The 18,396-nt window shown below is 71.8% G+C and carries 20 protein-coding genes; 13 read left to right on the top strand and 7 right to left on the bottom strand.

What is annotated here, in order from left to right; genetic code table 11:
* Position 1: 1 nt before the first annotated feature.
* Positions 2 to 682: an LON peptidase substrate-binding domain-containing protein gene (locus F4560_RS24045; RefSeq protein ID WP_184923417.1), complete on the bottom strand. Its 681-nt coding sequence runs from the start codon at positions 680 to 682 to the stop codon at positions 2 to 4.
* Positions 679 to 1,368: an NUDIX hydrolase gene (locus F4560_RS24040; RefSeq protein ID WP_184923415.1), complete on the bottom strand. Its 690-nt coding sequence runs from the start codon at positions 1,366 to 1,368 to the stop codon at positions 679 to 681. The genes F4560_RS24045 and F4560_RS24040 overlap by 4 nt, the downstream gene beginning before the upstream one ends.
* A 64-nt stretch (positions 1,369 to 1,432) precedes the next feature.
* On the opposite strand from F4560_RS24040, the gene nadA reads away from it, so the two are divergent.
* From nadA to nadC, 3 genes are read left to right on the top strand one after another with little or no spacing between them, the layout of a single operon-like run.
* Entirely contained in the window at positions 1,433 to 2,452 is a 1,020-nt protein-coding gene (gene nadA, locus F4560_RS24035; protein ID WP_184923413.1) for a quinolinate synthase NadA, read from the top strand.
* The gene (locus F4560_RS24030; RefSeq protein ID WP_184923411.1) at positions 2,449 to 4,071 is read left to right on the top strand and encodes an L-aspartate oxidase; all 1,623 of its coding nucleotides are present in this window, start codon (positions 2,449 to 2,451) and stop codon (positions 4,069 to 4,071) included. The genes nadA and F4560_RS24030 overlap by 4 nt, the downstream gene beginning before the upstream one ends.
* Positions 4,068 to 4,922, top strand: a complete 855-nt coding sequence (gene nadC, locus F4560_RS24025) for a carboxylating nicotinate-nucleotide diphosphorylase (protein WP_184923409.1) — start codon at positions 4,068 to 4,070, stop codon at positions 4,920 to 4,922. The genes F4560_RS24030 and nadC overlap by 4 nt, the downstream gene beginning before the upstream one ends.
* 60 nt (positions 4,923 to 4,982) lie before the next feature.
* Here the strand turns inward: nadC and F4560_RS24020 are convergent, their stop codons facing one another.
* Both F4560_RS24020 and F4560_RS24015 read right to left on the bottom strand, forming a co-directional pair.
* Complete coding sequence (locus F4560_RS24020; RefSeq protein ID WP_246477876.1) at positions 4,983 to 5,972, bottom strand: DUF2382 domain-containing protein; 990 nt, start codon at positions 5,970 to 5,972, stop codon at positions 4,983 to 4,985.
* A gap of 113 nt (positions 5,973 to 6,085) precedes the next feature.
* On the bottom strand, positions 6,086 to 6,865 hold the full coding sequence (locus F4560_RS24015) for a carbon-nitrogen hydrolase family protein (protein ID WP_184923405.1): 780 nt from the start codon (positions 6,863 to 6,865) through the stop codon (positions 6,086 to 6,088).
* A gap of 29 nt (positions 6,866 to 6,894) precedes the next feature.
* Between F4560_RS24015 and F4560_RS24010 the strand changes: the two genes are divergently transcribed.
* Positions 6,895 to 8,442, top strand: a complete 1,548-nt coding sequence (locus tag F4560_RS24010; RefSeq protein ID WP_312869447.1) for an ABC transporter substrate-binding protein — start codon at positions 6,895 to 6,897, stop codon at positions 8,440 to 8,442.
* Positions 8,439 to 9,569, top strand: a complete 1,131-nt coding sequence (locus F4560_RS24005) for an aminotransferase class V-fold PLP-dependent enzyme (protein ID WP_184923401.1) — start codon at positions 8,439 to 8,441, stop codon at positions 9,567 to 9,569. Before F4560_RS24010 ends, F4560_RS24005 begins: the two co-directional genes overlap by 4 nt.
* Here the strand turns inward: F4560_RS24005 and F4560_RS24000 are convergent.
* On the bottom strand, positions 9,550 to 10,860 hold the full coding sequence (locus F4560_RS24000) for a M14 family metallopeptidase (protein WP_184923399.1): 1,311 nt from the start codon (positions 10,858 to 10,860) through the stop codon (positions 9,550 to 9,552). The genes F4560_RS24005 and F4560_RS24000 overlap by 20 nt on opposite strands.
* Before the next feature lie 259 nt (positions 10,861 to 11,119).
* Between F4560_RS24000 and F4560_RS23995 the strand changes: the two genes are divergently transcribed.
* The 6 genes from F4560_RS23995 (at position 11,120) to F4560_RS23970 (ending at position 15,755) form a co-directional block, all read left to right on the top strand.
* Positions 11,120 to 11,734 carry a hypothetical protein gene (locus F4560_RS23995; RefSeq protein ID WP_184923397.1) on the top strand — a complete coding sequence of 205 codons (615 nt, stop codon included), beginning with the start codon at positions 11,120 to 11,122 and terminating at the stop codon, positions 11,732 to 11,734.
* A gap of 85 nt (positions 11,735 to 11,819) precedes the next feature.
* Entirely contained in the window at positions 11,820 to 13,136 is a 1,317-nt protein-coding gene (hisD, locus tag F4560_RS23990; RefSeq protein WP_184923395.1) for a histidinol dehydrogenase, read from the top strand.
* The gene (locus F4560_RS23985; protein ID WP_184923393.1) at positions 13,133 to 14,236 is read left to right on the top strand and encodes a histidinol-phosphate transaminase; all 1,104 of its coding nucleotides are present in this window, start codon (positions 13,133 to 13,135) and stop codon (positions 14,234 to 14,236) included. Before hisD ends, F4560_RS23985 begins: the two co-directional genes overlap by 4 nt.
* A complete protein-coding gene (gene hisB / locus F4560_RS23980; protein ID WP_184923391.1) occupies positions 14,233 to 14,832 on the top strand; it encodes an imidazoleglycerol-phosphate dehydratase HisB in 600 nt (199 codons plus the stop codon). Before F4560_RS23985 ends, hisB begins: the two co-directional genes overlap by 4 nt.
* Positions 14,832 to 14,987, top strand: coding sequence for a CG2302 family histidine operon protein (locus F4560_RS23975; protein WP_184923389.1), 156 nt, complete (start codon positions 14,832 to 14,834; stop codon positions 14,985 to 14,987). Before hisB ends, F4560_RS23975 begins: the two co-directional genes overlap by 1 nt.
* 177 nt (positions 14,988 to 15,164) lie before the next feature.
* Positions 15,165 to 15,755, top strand: a complete 591-nt coding sequence (locus tag F4560_RS23970; protein WP_184923387.1) for a TetR/AcrR family transcriptional regulator — start codon at positions 15,165 to 15,167, stop codon at positions 15,753 to 15,755.
* On the opposite strand, the gene F4560_RS23965 is transcribed toward F4560_RS23970, so the two are convergent.
* Together F4560_RS23965 and soxR are read right to left on the bottom strand one after the other, a co-directional pair.
* Complete coding sequence (locus F4560_RS23965) at positions 15,727 to 16,251, bottom strand: RNA 2'-phosphotransferase (protein ID WP_246478714.1); 525 nt, start codon at positions 16,249 to 16,251, stop codon at positions 15,727 to 15,729. The genes F4560_RS23970 and F4560_RS23965 overlap by 29 nt on opposite strands.
* A gap of 43 nt (positions 16,252 to 16,294) precedes the next feature.
* A complete protein-coding gene (gene soxR, locus F4560_RS23960) occupies positions 16,295 to 16,738 on the bottom strand; it encodes a redox-sensitive transcriptional activator SoxR (RefSeq protein ID WP_221484556.1) in 444 nt (147 codons plus the stop codon).
* Positions 16,739 to 16,809: 71 nt separating this feature from the next.
* On the opposite strand from soxR, the gene F4560_RS23955 reads away from it, so the two are divergent.
* Together F4560_RS23955 and F4560_RS23950 are read left to right on the top strand one after the other, a co-directional pair.
* Complete coding sequence (locus F4560_RS23955) at positions 16,810 to 17,499, top strand: thiamine pyrophosphate-binding protein (RefSeq protein WP_184923383.1); 690 nt, start codon at positions 16,810 to 16,812, stop codon at positions 17,497 to 17,499.
* On the top strand, positions 17,499 to 18,395 hold the full coding sequence (locus F4560_RS23950) for a transketolase family protein (protein ID WP_184929353.1): 897 nt from the start codon (positions 17,499 to 17,501) through the stop codon (positions 18,393 to 18,395). Before F4560_RS23955 ends, F4560_RS23950 begins: the two co-directional genes overlap by 1 nt.
* Position 18,396: the final 1 nt, after the last annotated feature.

Genomic DNA, 18,396 nt, shown 5'->3' with positions numbered 1-18,396 from the left:
GTCAGTTGCGATGAGGCAGGTGGCCCAATTCCGACAACGGCGCGGGCACGGCGCTCAGCGCGTCGAGAATGCCCGCCTCGCGGTGCAGCACTTTCCGCACGAGCCGCAGCCGACGCGCCGGCGACGTCTCCTCCAGCAGCCGCTGCCGGTCCTCCAACGTCAACAGGCAGTCGCCCGCCAACGCGTACGCCAGGTCGGCCATCGCCGTGTCGGCCGCCGGCGGCCGGCGCGTCACGCTCTCGTACGCCACGTCCCGGTACCGCCCGTGCGCCGCACGCGCGCTCTCCGCCAACAACGGCAGCACGGCTTCGACCTCCGGCGGCGCCTCCGTGTCCGGCAGCCACCGCACCGACGCGATCAGGTACGGCGCGCTGTCCCCGTCCACGTCCAGCAGCCGGAACCGCCGCCCGCCGACGGTGGTCAGGTCGTACCGCCCGTCCGGCAGCCGCCGCGCCTCCTGGAGCACCGCCGTGCACCCGACGTCGCACAGCGCCTCGACGTTCTCCGCGCCGACCTCCCACCCCTGCTTGATCGACACGACGCCGAACGTCCGCTCCGGCACCGCGCCCGTCACCAGGTCGACGGTCAACTGCCGGTAGCGGGGCTCGAACACGTGCAGCGGCAGGGACGCCCCGGGCAGCAGCACGGTGCCCAGCGGAAAAAGGGGGAGCGTCGTCGTCACGAGCCCAAGCTACGGGTGGACGGTGGCCGCAGCACGGCGAAGGGATCGGTGATCCGCATTTCCCCGGACACGAACCGGAACAGCGCCGCCGGCCGACCACCGGACGGCCCCGGCTGCACGGTCCCGCCCGTCGGCTCGAGCAACCCCCGCCGCGACAGCACGCGTTGCAGGTTGGTCGCCGACACCTTGTATCCCAGCGCCGCCGAGTACAGCGAGCGCAACGCGGAGATCGTGAACTCCGGCGGCGCCAACGCGAACCCCAGGTTCGTGTACGACAGCTTCGACGCCAGCCGGCTCCGGGCACGGCGGCAGATCGCCTGGTGGTCGAACGCCGTCGAGGGCAGGGTGTCCACGGGGTGCCACGCCGTGTCGGACGGCACCACCGGGTCGATGTGGGACGGCACCAGGCCGAGGAACGCCGTCGCCACGACCCGGAGGCCGGGCACCCGCGCGGGGTTGCTGAAGACGGCCAGCTGCTCCACGTGTGACAGTTGTCGCACGTCCACTTTCTCCGCCAGCTGACGCCGGATCGACGTCTCCACGTCCTCGTCGTCGCCGAGTCCGCCGCCGGGCAGTGACCAGCGGTGAGCGTGCGGTTCCCGAGCGCGCTCCCACAGCATGACCTGGAGTGATCCGGCTCTCACCTGGAGCACCGCGGCCAGCACCTCATGCCCGGCAAGTCCCACTCGGCTGATACTATCGGCCACGTTTTCGACCTATAGGCGAAAACCTGGCTCAAGGGAGGAACCCATGGTCGCCACCGCCTATGTGGAGCGCACCTCGGACGGCGCCTACGACGGGATCGCGCCGGACGCCGCATGGCGTGACGAGGTGCTGGAGCTGGCGCGCGAGCGGGACGCGGTCATCCTGGCGCACAACTACCAGCTCCCCGAGATCCAGGACATCGCCCACCACACCGGTGACTCGCTGGCGCTGAGCCGCATCGCGGCCGCGAGCGACGCGTCCACCATCGTGTTCTGCGGCGTGCACTTCATGGCGGAGACGGCGAAGATCCTCGCGCCGCACAAGACGGTCCTGATCCCGGACGAGCGGGCGGGCTGCTCGCTGGCCGACTCGATCACGGGCGAGCAGCTGCGCGAGTGGAAGACCGAGCACCCCGGCGCGGTGGTCGTCTCGTACGTCAACACGACGGCCGAGGTGAAGGCGGAGACGGACATCTGCTGCACCTCGTCGAACGCGGTGGACGTGGTGAAGTCGATCCCCGCCGACCGCGAGGTGCTGTTCCTGCCGGACCAGTACCTCGGCCAGCACGTGAAGCGCGAGACCGGCCGGGAGAACCTGCACATCTGGGCGGGGGAGTGCCACGTCCACGCGGGCATCAACGGCCCGGAGCTGGCGGCGCGCGCGGCGGCGAACCCGGAGGCGGACCTGTTCATCCACCCCGAGTGCGGCTGCGCCACGTCGGCGCTCTACCTGGCGGGCGAGGGCATCGTGCCCGGCGACAAGGTGAAGATCCTGTCGACCGGCGACATGATCACGGCCGCGCGGCGGACCAGCGCGAAGTCGGTGCTGGTTGCCACCGAGATCGGCATGCTGCACCAGCTGCGCCGGGCCGCGCCGGGGATCGACTTCCGGGCGGTGAACGACCGGGCGTCGTGCCGCTACATGAAGATGATCACCCCGGCGGCCCTGCTGCGCGGGCTGCGCGAGGGCAAGGACGAGGTGCACGTCGACCTGGAGACCGCCGAGCGGGCCCGGGGCGCGGTGCAGCGCATGATCGAGATCGGGCAGCCCGGCGGCGGCGAATGAACACCCCGCTGTGGGAGGCGAGAGCCGACCTGGTCGTGGTCGGCACGGGTGTCGCCGGTCTGACGGCGGCGCTGCGTGCCCGTGAGCTGGGGCTCCGCGTCCTGGTGCTGACGAAGGCGTCCGGTGAGGACGGCAACACGCGCTGGGCTCAGGGCGGCGTTGCCGTCGTGCTGCCAGGCGAGCACGACGAGGGCGACTCGGTCGACGCGCACGTGCGCGACACGCTGGTCGCGGGTGCGGGGCTGTGCGACGAGGACGCCGTGCAGGCGATCATCGCGGGCGGTCCGGCGGCCGTGGCCAGGCTGCGCGAGCGCGGCGCGGTGTTCGACGCGTCGCCGACCGGTGGGCTGGCCCGCACGCGGGAGGGCGGGCACAGCGCGTTCCGGGTGGTGCACGCGGGCGGTGACGCGACCGGCGCGGAGGTGGAGCGCGCGCTGTTGGCGGCGGCGTCCGACGGGCGGGTGCCGGTGCTGGAGCAGCACGTCGCCGTCGATGCGATCAGGACTCCGCTCGGCCAGGTCTGCGGTCTGCTCGTGCTGGACGGCAACGGCGTGCCCGGTGTGCTCAGCGCGCCCGCGGTGCTGCTGGCCAGCGGCGGCCTCGGCCAGCTGTACCAGGCGACGTCCAACCCGGAGGTGGCCACCGGCGACGGTCTGGCGCTGGCGTTGCGCGCGGGCGCGGTGGCGGCGGACGTCGAGTTCGTCCAGTTCCACCCGACCGTGCTCTACACCGGGCGCGGCGCGCGTGGCCGCTGCCCGTTGGTGACCGAGGCGGTGCGCGGTGAGGGCGCGGTGCTGGTCGACGCGACCGGCGCGCGGGTCATGCGGGGCATGCACCCGCTGGAGGACCTGGCGCCGCGGGACGTCGTCGCGGCGGCGATCACCCGGCACATGGCGGCCTCGCCCGGCGGCGTGGACGACCACGTCTTCCTCGACGCCACAGGCATTTCCGACTTCGCGCGCCGGTTCCCGACCGTGCACGCGGCGTGCCGCCAGGCGGGCATCGACCCGGCGGGCGAGCCGATCCCGGTGGCGCCCGCGGCGCACTTCGCGTGCGGCGGCGTGGTGTCCGATGTGGACGGACGAACGGGCGTGACCGGCCTGTACGCGGCGGGTGAGGTGGCCCGGACCGGGCTGCACGGCGCGAACCGGCTGGCGTCCAACAGCCTGCTCGAAGGCCTGGTCGTCGGCACGCGCGCGGCCGAGGCGGTCGCCGCGGACATCGCGCTCAACGTGCTGGCCCGCTGCTCTGCCACCGGACCCGTGCAGTTGCCGACGGCGCCGGTCGCGGCACGTGACTCGTTGCAGCGCGTCATGTCCCGGTACGCGGCGATCGGCCGTGACGCCGAGGGCCTGGCCGTGGTGGGCTCGGTGCTCGACTTGTCCACTGTGGACCGTGTGCTGGACACCCGGGAACTGGTGGAGGACGCGGCGCTCACCGTGGCCGCGCGTGCGCTGATCGCGGCGGCGGCGGAACGTGACGAGTCGCGCGGCTGCCACGTCCGCACCGATTTCACCGAGCGGGACGAGGTGCGCTGGTCGCGCAGCCAGGTCGTCCGGCTCAACCCGTCCGGCCAGCCGGTGCTGGCGGACCCGGTCGTCGCGATGGGAGTGGCATGACCGCCCAGGAAGAAGCCCGGGAAGAACTCGACATGCGGGACGTGCGCCGCGTGATCGCGACGGCGCTCGAGGAAGACCTGCGGTACGGCGCGGACGCGACGACGGAGGCCACCGTGCCCGCCGACGCGGTCGCCGTGGCCGAGTTGACGCCTCGCGCGGCCGGTGTGCTGGCGGGCGTCCCGGTGGCGCTGGAGGTGTTCCGCCAGGTCACCGACGTGGAGGTGCTGGAGCGTCGGGAGGACGGCGACAAGGCCGTGCCCGGCGAGCCCGCCCTCGTCCTGCGCGGATCGGTGCGCGGCCTGCTCACCGCCGAGCGCACGGCGTTGAACCTGCTCTGCCACCTCTCCGGCGTGGCCACGCTCACCGCCGCCTGGGTGGACGAGATCGCCGGCACCAAGGCGCGCGTGCGCGATTCCCGCAAGACCCTGCCGGGCCTGCGGCTGCTGGAGAAGTACGCGGTCCGCCGTGGTGGCGGCGTGAACCACCGGCTCGGCCTCGGCGACGCCGTGCTGATCAAGGACAACCACGTGCGGGCCGCGGGTTCCGTGCGGGCGGCCATGGCGGCCGTGCGCGCACACGCCCCGCACCTGCCGTGCGAGGTCGAGGTCGATTCGCTGGAGCAGCTGGACGAGGCCGTGGCCGAGGGAGCGGAACTGGTGCTCCTGGACAACTTCACCGTCGCCGACTGCGCGGAGGCGGTGCGGCGTGCGGGCGGCGTCCGGCTGGAGGCCTCCGGCGGGCTGACGCTGGCCGTGGCCCGCGCCTACGCCGAGACCGGCGTGGACTACCTGGCCGTCGGCGGCCTCACGCACTCCGCCCCGGCTCTGGACTTGGGGCTGGACCTGCGCTGAGCCGCCGACAGGGGTCGGACGCACCCGCGCCCGGGGCACTAGGCGCGGGTACGCCCTGGCTCAGGTGGTGTCGCGCCGCTTGGTCTCGTCGGGCCGCATCATCTTGTCGTCGCGCCGCATGGTCGGCTCGTCGCGCTCCACGTCCACGCGCTCCTTGCGGACCTGGCCGCGGACGTGCTCCTGCTCGGTGACGGTCTCCTTCTCCAGCCGGACCTTCTCCACCGGCTTGACCTTCTTCTCGACCACCGGCTCCTGCCGGCGCAGCGTGACTTCGGCTTCCTCCTCGGTGAACGCCTTCCCGGTCGGCTCGCCGTCGGCGGGTTCGCGCACCACGCGGACCTCTTCGTGCGTGACCGGCACGGTGACGTCCTTCTGCTCGGTCACCACGTGCTTGACCAGCCGCACCCGGCCGGCCTCCGACTCGCGGGTGCCGACTTCGATGTCTTCCTCGTACCGCGTGACCGCGTCACCGGTCCGGGCCTCGTGCCTGCCCCGCTGACCAGCGGTCTGTCCGGCCGCCGTTTGTCCGGCCGCCGTCCGTCCTGTCGTGGTCTGACCGGCGACGGTCTGCCCGGTGGTCTGCTCGGGCATCCGGCTGGGCCCGCGCCCGGTCGCCATCCGGTCGCCCGGCATGCGCTGGCCGGTCTGCCCGGTGGTCGTCCGGCCGCCCGCCATGGGCGCCGTGTCGGCACGGCCCCGGCCCGGGAGCCGGTCGTGCTCGGCGGTGCGGTGGGACGGGATCAAGCCGTAGTACTCGTACAGCTCGTCCTGCTGCCGGTCGGACATGTGCTGGTCCGACACGTCGATCCGCGGCGCGTCCTTCACCTGCTGCTTCTCCACGGGCACGGTGACAACGCCGTTGCCGAGGGTCGCGTCCTGGATCGGCACGAACGACTCCTTGAGACCGAACAGGCCGGTGTGCACCGAGGCCCACATCGGCCGACCGTCGCGGTCGTCGAGCCAGACCTGTTTCACCGAGCCGATGCGCTCACCGTGCTCATCGATCACTTCACAGTCGTACAGACGGTCCACTTCGGCCTGGTTGATCATGGCCAGAGTCCCCTTCGCGTGTGTTTTTACTTCCGCGCAAGGATTCCCGGGGTAAAGGGCCACCTATTCGGCTGCCACCCGATTGTGTGATGGGGGGTTCCCCCGAAAGATATTCAGAGCCGACGGTTGCCCAGGACCGGCAGGGTCCGCCGCGCCTCCGTGACACTCTGGGTGTCCACTTCGGTCAGGATCAGGCCCGGTTCGCCGGCCAACCGCTCGACCACGCCACCCAGGGGTGAGACCACCGCGCTGAAGCCGATCCCCGTGGGCGCGCCGCCGTGGTCGACGCCGGGGTCGGCCTGGCCGCACGCCAGCACCCACGACGTGCAGTCCAACGCCCTGGCCCGCACCAGCAGCTCCCACTGGTCCCGCTTGCCCGGCCCGGCGCCCCACGACGCGCACAGCAGCACTGCCGTCGCGCCCAGGTCCGCCAGCGCCCGGAAAAGCTCCGGGAACCGCACGTCGTAGCACGTGGCCAGGCCGAACGTGACGCCGTCGACCTCCACCACGACGGGCTCGGAGCCGGGCGCGACGGTGCGCGACTCGGCGAACCCGAACGCGTCGAACAAGTGGATCTTGTCGTAACCCAGGTGCCGCCCACCGCCGGTGACCAGCAGGGTGTTCGCCACGCGGCCATCTGGCGAGGGGGTGAACATGCCCGCCACGACGACCACGCCGTGCTCGTCGGCGATGTCACGCACCGCGCTCGCCCACGGCCCGTCCAGGGGCTCGGCCACCGGACCGAGTGACACCCCGAAGCGGCACATCGTGGCCTCGGGGAACACGACCACCCGCGCGCCGCCGGCCGCCGCGCGTTTCGTCTCCGAACGCACCAGGTCGAGGTTCGCCGTCGGATCGGTGGAGGAGTTGATCTGACAGAGGGCGACACGCATGTCGCCCACTCTAGGTAGTGTCGGGACTCGTGCGCCCCCTACTGCCCCTGCTTGTCGTCACAGCCGTCCTTGCCGTTGCGGGGTGCACCGGCACGACCACACCGAACGCCGAGGGCACCGCGGACGGCAGCGCGATCGTGCTGGCCGACCCGGTCGAGCCGACCACGCTGAACCCGCTGCTCGGCTACGGCCGCGAGGGCGTGTCCAAGCTGTACGACGGCCTGGTGGAGCACCGCGCGGACGGCTCGGTGCGGCCCCAGCTCGCGGTCGGCGCACCCGCGCCCGCCGCGGACGGGCTGAGCTGGACGGTGAGGCTGCGCGACGACGTCAAGTTCGCGGACGGCACGGCGTTCGGCCCCGAGGACGTGGTGGCCACCTACCGGACGCTGCTGGACCCGGCGTCCGGCTCGACCGAGCGCGCCGCGTACCCCGAGCTGACCGGAGTGGAGCAGCTGGACGTGCGCACGGTGCGGTTCGCGCTGGCCAAGCCGTGGGCGGCGTTCCCGCACATGCTCGTGCTCGGCATCCTGCCCAGCGAGGCGCTCGGCGTCCCGCTGCGGGACGTCCAGCCGGTCGGCACCGGCCCGTACCGGCTGGCGGAGTGGCGCAAGGGCGACCGGATGGTGCTGGAGGCCAACGCCTCGTACTTCGGCGGTGAGCCGAAGATCCGCAAGCTGACCGTGGTGTTCGTGCCGGACGACAACACCCGGGCCCAGCGGATGCAGGCGGGGGAGTTCGACGGCACGGTGCTGCCGCCCCGGCTGGCCGCGTCCTTCGGCACCACGAACGGTATGCGGGTCGTCACACACCGCAGTGCCGACCTGCGTGCGATCACCCTTCCGGGCGGCGGCCAGGTGACGGGCGACGCCGCGATCCGGATGGCGCTGAACCACGCGGTCAACCGCAAGGGCATGGTCGACAACCTGCTGGGCGGCAAGGGCTCGCCGGTGAGCACGCCGGTGCCGGACACGCTGCCGGAGTTCGTGGAGACCGGCGCGCGGTTCGAGCACGACAAGGCGCAGGCCGAGCTGCTGCTGGACCAGGCAGGCTGGGCGCGCGGCACCGATGGCGTGCGTGCGCGCGACGGCGTGCCGGCCCGGTTCACGCTGATGTACCCGATCGGCGACGTGGTGCGCGCCGACCTGGCCACCGCGTTCGCGGCGGACGCCAAGGCGGTCGGGATCGACGTGCAGCTGGCCGGCCTGAGCTGGGAGGCCGTCACGCCCAGGCTCGGCGTGGACGCGTTGCTGCACGGCGCCGGCACCCCGTTCGACCCGGACCTGATGACCTACCAGCCGCTGCACACCGGCAACCCGTGGGGCTACTCGAACCCGCAGGTCGACGCGGCCCTGGACACCGGGCGCTCACTGCTGGACCCGGCCCAGCGGGCGGCGGCGTACAAGCAGTTCCAGCGGGCGTACGCGGCGGCTCCGGGCATGGTGGTGCTCGCGTCGGTGCAGCACACGTACGTGATGCGGGAGAACTGGAACGGCTACCAGGAGGTCGTGGACCCGTACGCCCACGGCGCGTTGTCCTGGGGACCCTGGTGGAACCTGGAGAAGTGGACGCCCCGATGACGATCTTCCTCGACTCAGCTGGTTCCTCGCTGCCGCCGGAGGAGGTGTCGGCGGAGGTCTTCGCGCACCTGCGCCGGGAATCCGAGATCGGCGGCTACGTCGCCGCGCGGGAACGCGAGGACGACCTTGAAGCCGGTTACGGGGTGTTCGCCGAGCTGCTGGGCGCCGAGCCGGACGAGATCGCGTTCACCGACAGCGCCACCCGTGCCTGGCTGACCGCGTTCGACGCCGTGCCGCTGGCCGCCGGCGACCGGGTGCTCTACAGCGAGGCCGAGTACGCGGGCACCGCGATCCCCATCCTGCACCGGGCCCGCGAGGTGGGCGCGATCGCCGAGGCGGTGCCGTCCGACTCGTCCGGGCAGATCGACGTGGGCGCGTTGAAGGAGATGCTGGACGAGCGGGTCAAGCTCGTGTCGCTGGTGCACGTGCCGACGAACAGCGGCCTGGTGAACCCGGCTCGCGAGGTCGCCGACGCGGCGCACGACGTGGGCGCGCTGGTGCTGCTGGACGCGTGCCAATCGATCGGGCAGATGCCGGTGCGTGCCGACGAGCTGGGCGTCGACCTGATCAGCTGCACCGGCCGGAAGTGGCTGCGCGGCCCGCGCGGCACGGGCGCGCTGGTGGTCCGGCGTGAGGCGGCACGGCGGATGCGGCCGAGGCTGATCGACCTGCACAGCGCCGAGTGGGTCGGGCCGCACGACGTCCGGCTGCGCGAGGACGCCAGGGTCTACGAGATCTGGGAGGCGAACATCGCCGCCCGGCTCGGCCTCATCGCCGCGGCCAGGCACGCGCTGGCCAAGGGCTTGGACGTGATCGAACGCGAGGTCGCCGACCGGGCGGGCCGGCTGCGTGCCGGACTCAGTGCCTTGCCGGGCGTCACGGTGCGGGACGTGGGCGAGCGCATGGCGGGCATCGTCACGTTCACCGTGGACGGCGTCGGCGCGGCCGACGTGCGTGACCGACTGGCTCGTGAAGGTGTGACGGTCACCGTCAGCTCGGCGTCCTCGACGTTGCTGGACATGACCCGGCGCGGGCTGGACGAGGTCGTGCGGGCGTCGCCCCACTACTTCGTCCAGCCCGAGCAGGTGGATCAGGCCGTGGAGGCCGTCAGCAGGTGCGCCCGGTGATGCGCGGGACGCAGTCGGAGTAGTCCAGGAACAACTGGACCGCCGTGTCGTTGCGCGAGGTCTGCGCCGCGATCACGGTGTCGCGCGGGTAGAAGCCGCTGGTGCCGCTCGCCGACCTGGGGTACATCTCGAACGTGTAGCTCCAGATCTTGTGCGCGGCCCACATCCAGTCGTCCACGCTGCCGTCGGTGATGTACAGGTCGCTGGCCTGCTGCGGCGTGTACCCGTTCAGCGACGCCATCCGCCGGCCCATGGTCTGGAACACGTTGGCCTGCGTGGCGTCCAGACCGGCGGCCGTGTCGGCGTACGTGTAGCCGTACGGCCAGAGGATCAGCTCCGAGTACGTGTGCCAGTCGATGTGCGTCTTGATCTGCTGCACACCGCCGACCACGCGCGTGCCCACGAAGTCGCGCACGCGGGCGACCTCGGGAGCGGAGAACGCGGACGTGCCGCGGTACGTGTCGCTCGACCCGCTGCCGCTGGAGCCGCCGCAGCAGCCCCACTGGTAGCCCCAGTTGCGGTTCGGGTCGGTGCCGACCGCGGTGGAGTTCGGCTGCCGGTTCTTCCGCCACGCGCGGAACGAGCCGGTCGCGATGTCGTACTCCGCGCCGTCCGGGTTGACGCTGGGGATGATCCAGATCTCCCGGCTGTCGACCGCGCTCTTGACGGCCGCGTTGGACGCGTAGTTGTCCGTGTACCGCTTGATGATGTGAAGGCACATCTCCACGGTGAGGTGCTCGCGCGCGTGCTGGTTGCAGGTGAACAGCACCTCGGGCTCGGCCTCGTCCACGCCCGGGTTGTCGCTGATCTTGATCATCCACAGGTCCCGGTTCTGGTACGACTTGCCGATGCTGCGCATCGTGACCAGGTTCGGGTGGTCGCGGACGGTCTGGTTCAGCTCGGCGACCATCTCGGCGTAGTTGTGGTAGCCGGCGTAGCCGGACGGGAAGTCCTGGGCGCCGACCTGCGGGTCGGTGAAGTCGGCCTTGCCGAGGCCCGCGAGCTGGGCGTCGGCGTCACCGGTGTTCTTCATGGGCAGCCCGGTCGCGCGCAGCGCGCGTTGCTGCCGCGGTTCGGCGATGACGGTCAGCCGGTCGCCGTCCTGGCCGAGGACGTCGACGCCGGTCCGCGCGACCTTCGTGCGCGCCTCCGGGCTGGTCGCGGTGATCTCGAAGACGGTCCGCTGGTTCTGCTCGGTCGAGGGCTGTGCCGACCCTGGGTGCACAGGGAGCACCAGGGTCACGCCCGCTACCAGTGCGGCGGCCACAAGGCCGCGGCGCTTGGTGAACATCAAGCCTCCATCATCAGCAGGGTTGCGACGGAGATGTGCGGCGCCAGATGTGCCGCACACGCAGCGTGGCCCGGTGGTGACGGACAGAGGTAGCCCCCGTTTGTCGGGTTGGCCGTCGCGGTGCGGGGTGACAGTTGACGGACTGGACCGCTGCGCGCGCCGTCCATTGGGCTGAATGGTCTAAGGTCGGCAGCCCGAACTCGTCCGGGCCGAACGCGCAGGGGAGACCGTGGACCCGAAGAGCGAGGTTTCGAACGTCGTGAATTCGGACCGGGTCGGCGCCGTGTTCCAACCGGCTTCCGTCGGCAGCATGCCGGTCACCGTCCACAACCACCCGGTCCCGGAGATCAAGGTCGGCCACGGTCTGGTCGTGGTGAACCGCCTGCTCGGCGTCGCCTTCCTGCTGGTCCTCATCCTGCTGCTGGTAGTGGTGAGCCCAGGGCGCTCCGGCCGCCAGTCGGGCGCTCCGGCCGCCTTGTCGCCCACTTCGACCACCCTGCCCCCGTCGACGACGACCAGGTCGCCCGCCGCGCCCGTGCTCGGCGTCGTGCCGCCGGTTCCGTCCGCCACGCCGCCCGGTCCTCGCATCGAGATCGCCGTCGGCGCGCCGACGGGCAGCGCCCGGTGCGAGAGCCCCAGTTGCCACTGGATCGACACGCGGCTCAGCGGGTTCCCGCCGATCGCCCGGATCGAGGTCGTCGCCATCGGCGACGGGCGGGATTTCAGCGAACCGTGCGTCACCACCGCTGACGCGAACGGCGCGGCGGTGTGCGGTGACACGCGTTACGACGTGCCGGGGGCGCAGGTCTACGCCTACGTCGACCTCGGGGACACCAGGATCACCTCGAACACACTCACGTGGCCCGAGAGCTGAGAACCGGTTTTCGGGGGCCGCGACCGTCCCGGGTTCCGCGCGGGGTGACAGTTGACGGAATTCGGGACCGCTTACCCTTGGAGGCATGCTCAACCGCATCGACCTGCGAGGTCGGGTCCCGTCACCGGCAGAACTGCGTGCCGCGCTTCCGCGCGCCGAGGTCGACGTGGACGCGGTGCTGCATCATGTCCGGCCGCTGGTGGACGACGTGCGCGAACGGGGCGTCGAGGCCGTGCTGGAGCACGGCGAGAAGTTCGACAAGGTCCGGCCCGCCTCGATCCGCGTGCCCGCGTCCGAGCTGGAACGCGCGCTGGTCGAGCTGGACCCGGCCGTGCGCGCGGCGCTGGAGGAGTCCATCGCCCGCGCCCGCAAGGTGCACGCCGACCAGCTCCGGGTCGACACGACCACGCAGGTGGTGCCCGGCGGCACGGTGACCGAGCGCTGGGTGCCGGTGTCCCGCGTGGGCCTGTACGCGCCCGGTGGCCTGGCCGTGTACCCGTCCACCGTGGTGATGAACGTGGTGCCGGCGGAGCTCGCGGGCGTCGAGTCGCTGGTGGTCTGCTCGCCGCCGCAGGCGGAGTTCGACGGCCTGCCGCACCCGACGATCCTGGCCGCCGCCGCACTGCTCGGCGTGACCGAGGTGTGGGCCGTCGGCGGCGCGCTCGCGGTCGCCCTGCTCGCCTACGGCGGCACGGACACCGACGGTGGCGTGCTGGAGCCGGTCGACCTGGTGACCGGTCCCGGCAACATCTACCTGACCGCCGCCAAGCGCCTGCTGCGCGGCCTGATCGGCATCGACTCCGAGGCCGGGCCGACCGAGATCGCGATCCTGGCCGACGAGACGGCCGACCCGGTGCACGTGGCCGCCGACCTGATCAGCCAGGCCGAGCACGACACGCTGGCCGCGAGCGTGCTGGTGACCACGTCGGAGGAGTTGGCGGACGCCGTCGACGCCGAGCTGGACCGCCAGACCGCCGCGACCAAGCACAGCGAACGCGTGCGGACGGCGTTGCGGGGCAGGCAGTCCGGCACCGTGCTGGTGTCCACTGTGGACGACGGCCTGCGGGTGGTCGACGTGTACGCCGCCGAGCACCTGGAGATCCAGACCGCTTCCGCCCGTGAGGTGGCTTCGCGGGTGCGCGCGGCCGGCGCCGTCTTCGTCGGGCCGCACTCGCCGGTGTCGCTGGGCGACTACTGCGCGGGCTCCAACCACGTGCTGCCCACGGCCGGCTGCGCGCGGCACTCGTCCGGGCTGTCGGTGCAGACGTTCCTGCGCGGCATCCACGTGATCGACTACAGCGAGGACGCGCTGCGCGACGTCGCGCCGCACGTCGTGGCGCTGGCGAACGCCGAGGACCTGCCCGCGCACGGCCAGGCCGTCATGGCGAGGTTCAACCGGTGAAGCCGATCGGATCGCGGGTGGAGCAGGTCGACCTCCCCCTGCGCGACGACCTGCGCGGTCGGACGCCCTACGGCGCGCCGCAGCTCGACGTGCCCGTGCGGCTGAACACGAACGAGAACCCGTACCCGCCCACGCCCGCCCTGGTGGCGGACGTGGTGCGGGAGGTCGCCGCCATCGCCTGCGAGCTGCACCGCTACCCCGACCGGGACGCGGTGGCGCTGCGCGAGGACCTGGCCGCCTACCTGACGTCGTCCACGGGCGTGCCGCTGATGTCGGCGAACCTGTGGGCGGCCAACGGGTCGAACGAGGTGTTGCAGCAGATCCTCCAGGCGTTCGGCGGCCACGGGCGGACGGCGTTGGGCTTCGAGCCGTCGTACTCGATGCACCCGATCATCGCGGCCGGCACGCGCACCGAGTGGGTGCCGACGCCCCGCCGTGCCGACTTCTCGCTGGACGTGGAGCGCGCGGCGGAGATCGTCGCCGAGCACGCACCGGACGTGGTGTTCGTGACGAGCCCGAACAACCCGACCGGCCAGAGCCTGCCGGTGGCCGACCTGCGCGTGCTGATCGAGGCCTCGCCGGGGATGGTCGTGGTGGACGAGGCGTACGTCGAGTTCTCGTCGCGGGAGAGCGCGGTCGTGCTGCTCGACGACTACCCGGCCAAGCTGATCGTGAGCCGGACCATGAGCAAGGCGTTCGCGTTCGCCGGCGGTCGGCTGGGCTACCTCGCCGCCGCTCCCGCCGTGGTGGACGCGTTGCAGCTCGTGCGGCTGCCCTACCACCTGTCGGCGTTGACCCAGGCCGCCGCGCGGGCGTCGCTGCGGCACGCGTCCGAGACGCTGGGGTCGGTGGCCCTGCTCGCGGCCGAACGCGACCGGGTGATGGACTCGTTGGCGGGTCTCGGCTTCTCGGTCGTGCACAGCGACGCGAACTTCGTCCTGTTCGGGTGGTTCGAGGACGCGCACGCCACGTGGCGGTCGTACCTGGAACGCGGTGTGCTGATCAGGGACGTCGGCATCGTCGGACATCTGCGGGTGACGGTCGGTACTCCGGAGGAGAACGACGCGTTCCTCGCGGCGAGCAAGGAGGTTGGCCGGTGAGCCGGGTCGGCAAGGTGGAGCGGACCACCAGGGAATCGTCGGTGCACGTCGAGATCGACCTCGACGGCACCGGGAAGGTCGAGATCGGCACGGGCGTGCCGTTCTACGACCACATGCTCACCGCGTTGGGCGTGCACGGGTCGTTCGACCTGGTCGTGCGGGCGACGGGTGACGTGGAGATCGACGCGCACCACACCGTGGAGGACGTGGCGATCGTGCTCGGCCAGGCGTTGCGGGAGGCGTTGGGGGACAAGGCGGGCATCCGCCGGTTCGGCGACGCGTGGATCCCGATGGACGAGACGCTGGCGCACGCGGCGGTGGACGTGTCGGGGCGGCCGTACTGCGTGCACGTGGGCGAGCCGGAGCAGTTCAACACCTTCACCATCGGCGGTAACTACCCGTTCGTGCTGAACCGGCACGTGTTCGACTCGCTGGCGTTCCACGCGGGCATCGCGCTGCACGTCCGGGTGGAGTACGGGCGGGACCCGCACCACATCACCGAGGCGCAGTTCAAGGCGGTCGCCCGGGCACTGCGCGCCGCCGTCGAACCGGACCCGCGCGTGGGAGGCGTCCCCTCCACCAAGGGCGTCCTCTAGTGCCCAAGGAATACGTGGTCATCGGCCTGCTGGCACTGGCGGGCTTCCTGATCGGCGGCGTCTACAGCACCTGGAAGACCGCCCGAGGCCTGGCGATCATCCTGCTGATCCTCACCGTCGTCACCGCCGGCGCCGCCCTCACCTGGCTCCTCTGACCGCCCGGACCTGAACGTAGAACTCGGGGTACCTCAACGTTCGACACGCGGGGCCTGAGTGTTCGACACGCGCGAGTCGAACACTCAGGCCCCGCGTGTCGAACACTCGTGTCCCTCGAGTTCAACGTTCAGGACGGCGGGCGCGGGCGGTTTGGCTGTCTGCGTATGGTTGGTCACATGTCGTCACCGGGTGAGACCACCATCACCGTCGGTCGTCCTCGGGAGCGGGCCGACGCCGCCCGCAACCGGGCCCGCGTGCTCGCCGCCGCGGAGGAGGTGTTCGAGGCCGCGGGTGGGGCGGTCGGCGTCACGATGGAGGACATCGCCAGGGCCGCCGGCGTGGGTCGGGCCACGCTCTACCGGCGTTACCCGGACACGACGTCCATCGCGCAGGCGCTGCTGGACGAGCACGAGTACGAGATCCAGGAACGCATCCTCAGCGGACCGCCGCCACTGGGCCCGGGGGCGCCGCCGGACGAACGGCTGGCCGCGTTCTACCGGGCCATGGTGGCCCTGCTGGAACGGCACCTCCACCTGGTCCTCGGCGCGGAGACGGGCCGGGCGCGGTTCCGGGCCGGCGCCTACGGCTTCTGGCGGCGGCACGTGGCCGCACTGGTCGACGGCGCCCCGGCGGCCGTGGTGGACGCCCTGATGGCGCCCCTCGCCCCCGAGGTCTACCAGTACCAAAGACAGGTGCGCGGCCTCGGCCCGGACGAGGTCGTCGCGGGCCTCGACTGGCTCACGAGACGTGTTCTCGCAGGTAGTTAGGCGGCACGGCGGCAGCGAGCCACACGCCGTTCGCGCTCACCCGGAACTCGTGCCCGTCGGCCGACATGGCGGCGGCGTCGACAACCAGCACCACCGGCTTCCCCCGCCGTGACCCGACCCGCACCGCCGTCTCGACGGTCGCGGACAGGTGCACGTCGTGCCGCGCCATCGGCCGCAGCCCGTCGCGGAGGATGTCGGGCAGGAACCGCCCGATCGTCCCGTGGTACAGCTCGGCGGGCGGCTCGGCCACCGGCAGGTCCAACGACACCGCCACGGTGTGCCCCTGACTGGCCCGGATGCGGTCGTCCTCGATCGCGAACCGCTGCTTGTCGTTGCCCTCCACCACCTCCAGCACCCGCGCCCGGGTCACGCCCAGGGCGCGCACCAAATCGTCCAGGTCCACCCACCCGGCCGCGTCGAGCGTCAGCCCGACTTCCTCCGGCGCGTGGCGCAGGACCTTGGACATCCGCTTCGACAAGCGGACCATCTGCTTCATCTCTTGCACGACTTCCAGTGCAGCACGGCACCACAACCAAATTTCACGTGCCGCCCTCCACTGCGGGCTTGAGCTTCGGCGCACCGGGACCGTCCACGGCCTGCCCGTCGTCGAAGTTGTGCAGCGAACAGCTCCGCAGCGACAGGCAGCCGCACCCGATGCACGACGTCAGCCGGTCGCGCAGCCGCCGCAACGCGTCGATCCGCGCGTCCAGCTCGACCTGCCAGTTGGCGGACAGCCTGCTCCAGTCGGACTTGGTCGGCGTGCGGTTGTCGGGCAGCGTCGCCAACGCGTCGTGCACGTCCTCCAGCGACAGCCCCACCCGCTGCGCCGTGCGGATGAACGCCAGCCGCCGCAGCACGTGCCGGGGGTACCGCCGCTGGTTGCCCGTGGTGCGCTCGGACGCGATCAGGCCCCGTTCCTCGTAGAACCTCAGCGCGGTGTGCGGCACGCCGCTGCGTTCGGCCACCTGACCGATGGTCAACATCTCCGGCAACTTGCTCACGTGCCCATCCTATGGGTTGACCTCGACCTAAGTCGAAGTTGTTTGGTGGAGGCATGACAGTCACGAGGGAGTCGGGGTTCGCGGACATACCCGCGTTGTTCCGGCGGATGACAGGGGATGAGAAGCACGAGTGGGCGGCGGCGTCCACCCTGGACGTGCTGTGGGTGCTCTACGACCGGGTGCTGGACGTGTCGCCGGACCGGGTGGACGACCCGGACCGGGACCGGTTCCTGCTGTCGAAGGGGCACGGGCCGATGGCGTACTACGCCGTGCTGGCCGCGAAGGGCTACCTCGAACCGTCCACACTGGACACCTGGACGGCGTGGGACTCGCCGCTGGGCCAACACCCGGACCGGGTCCTGGTCAAGGGCGTCGAGATCAGCAGCGGCTCGCTGGGGCACGGTCTGCCGATCGCCGTCGGCACCGCGCTCGGCCTGCGTCTCCAGGGACGCGCCGCGCGGACGTTCGTGCTGGTCGGGGACGCGGAGTTGGACGAGGGCAGTAACCACGAGGCCATCGCGCTGGCCGGACGGCTCGGGCTGGACCGCCTCGTCACGGTGGTGGTGGACAACGAGTCCGGCACGCACGGGTGGCCCGGCGGGGTGGCGAAGCGGTTCGAGGTCGAGGGGTGGCAGGCGTCCACAGTGGACGGCCGCGATCACGACGCGCTGCACGAGGCATTCACGCAGCAGCACGAAGGTCCGCTGGCCGTGGTGGCGAAGATCCGGAAGGGGGACTGGTGATGTCGATGCGACAGGTGTTCGTGGACACCGTGGAGGACGTGATGCGGCACGACCCGCGGGTGGCGGTCGTGATCGCCGAGATCTCCCGCGACGTGTTCACGCCACAAGAACGCCTGATCAACGTGGGTATCCGCGAACAGGCGTTGGTGAGCGTCGGCAGCGGCCTCGCGTTGAGCGGGATGCGTCCGGTCGTGCACACCTACGCGCCGTTCCTGGTCGAACGGCCGTTCGAGCAGATCAAGCTGGACTTCGGCCACCAGGACGTCGGCGGCGTGCTGGTCAGCATCGGCGGCTCCTACGACGACCCCGTGTGGGGCCGCACGCACCAGGCTCCCGGTGACGTGGCGCTGTTCGACACCCTGCCCGGCTGGACGGTCCGGGTGCCCGGACACCCGGACGAGGTCGGGCCGATCGTCCGGGACGCCCTGGCGCGCGACGACCGGATCTACATCCGCCTGTCGCTGCGGGAGAACGAGTCGCCGCACCCGGTGGTCGAGGGGTTCACCGAGTTGCGGCGCGGACGGCAGGGCGTGGTGGTGGCCGTCGGGCCGATGCTGGACAAGGTGCTGGAGGCGACCCGGGACGTGGACGTGACCGTGCTCTACGCGACCACCGTCCGGCCGTTCGACGCGGCGGGTCTCCAGGCGGCGGTGGACCGGGCGGACCAGGCCGACGTGCTGCTGGTCGAGCCCTACCTGGAGGGCACGTCCGCGCACTTGGCGGCGGAGGCTCTGGCCGACGTGCCGCACCGGCTGCGGTCCCTCGGCGTGCGGCGTGACGCCGAACTCCGCGCCTACGGCACCGCCGAGGACCACGATTCGGCGCACGACCTCGACGTGCTCGGCATCGCCGCCGCCGTGCGTCGGATGTTCGGTCACCCGGCGGCTGCGGCATGAT

Source organism: Saccharothrix ecbatanensis, assembly GCF_014205015.1.
In the GTDB taxonomy this organism is placed as follows: Bacteria; Actinomycetota; Actinomycetes; order Mycobacteriales; family Pseudonocardiaceae; genus Actinosynnema; species Actinosynnema ecbatanense.
The sequence above is the reverse complement of the archived record's forward strand: the minus strand, read 5'-3'. Positions and strand labels throughout refer to the sequence as shown.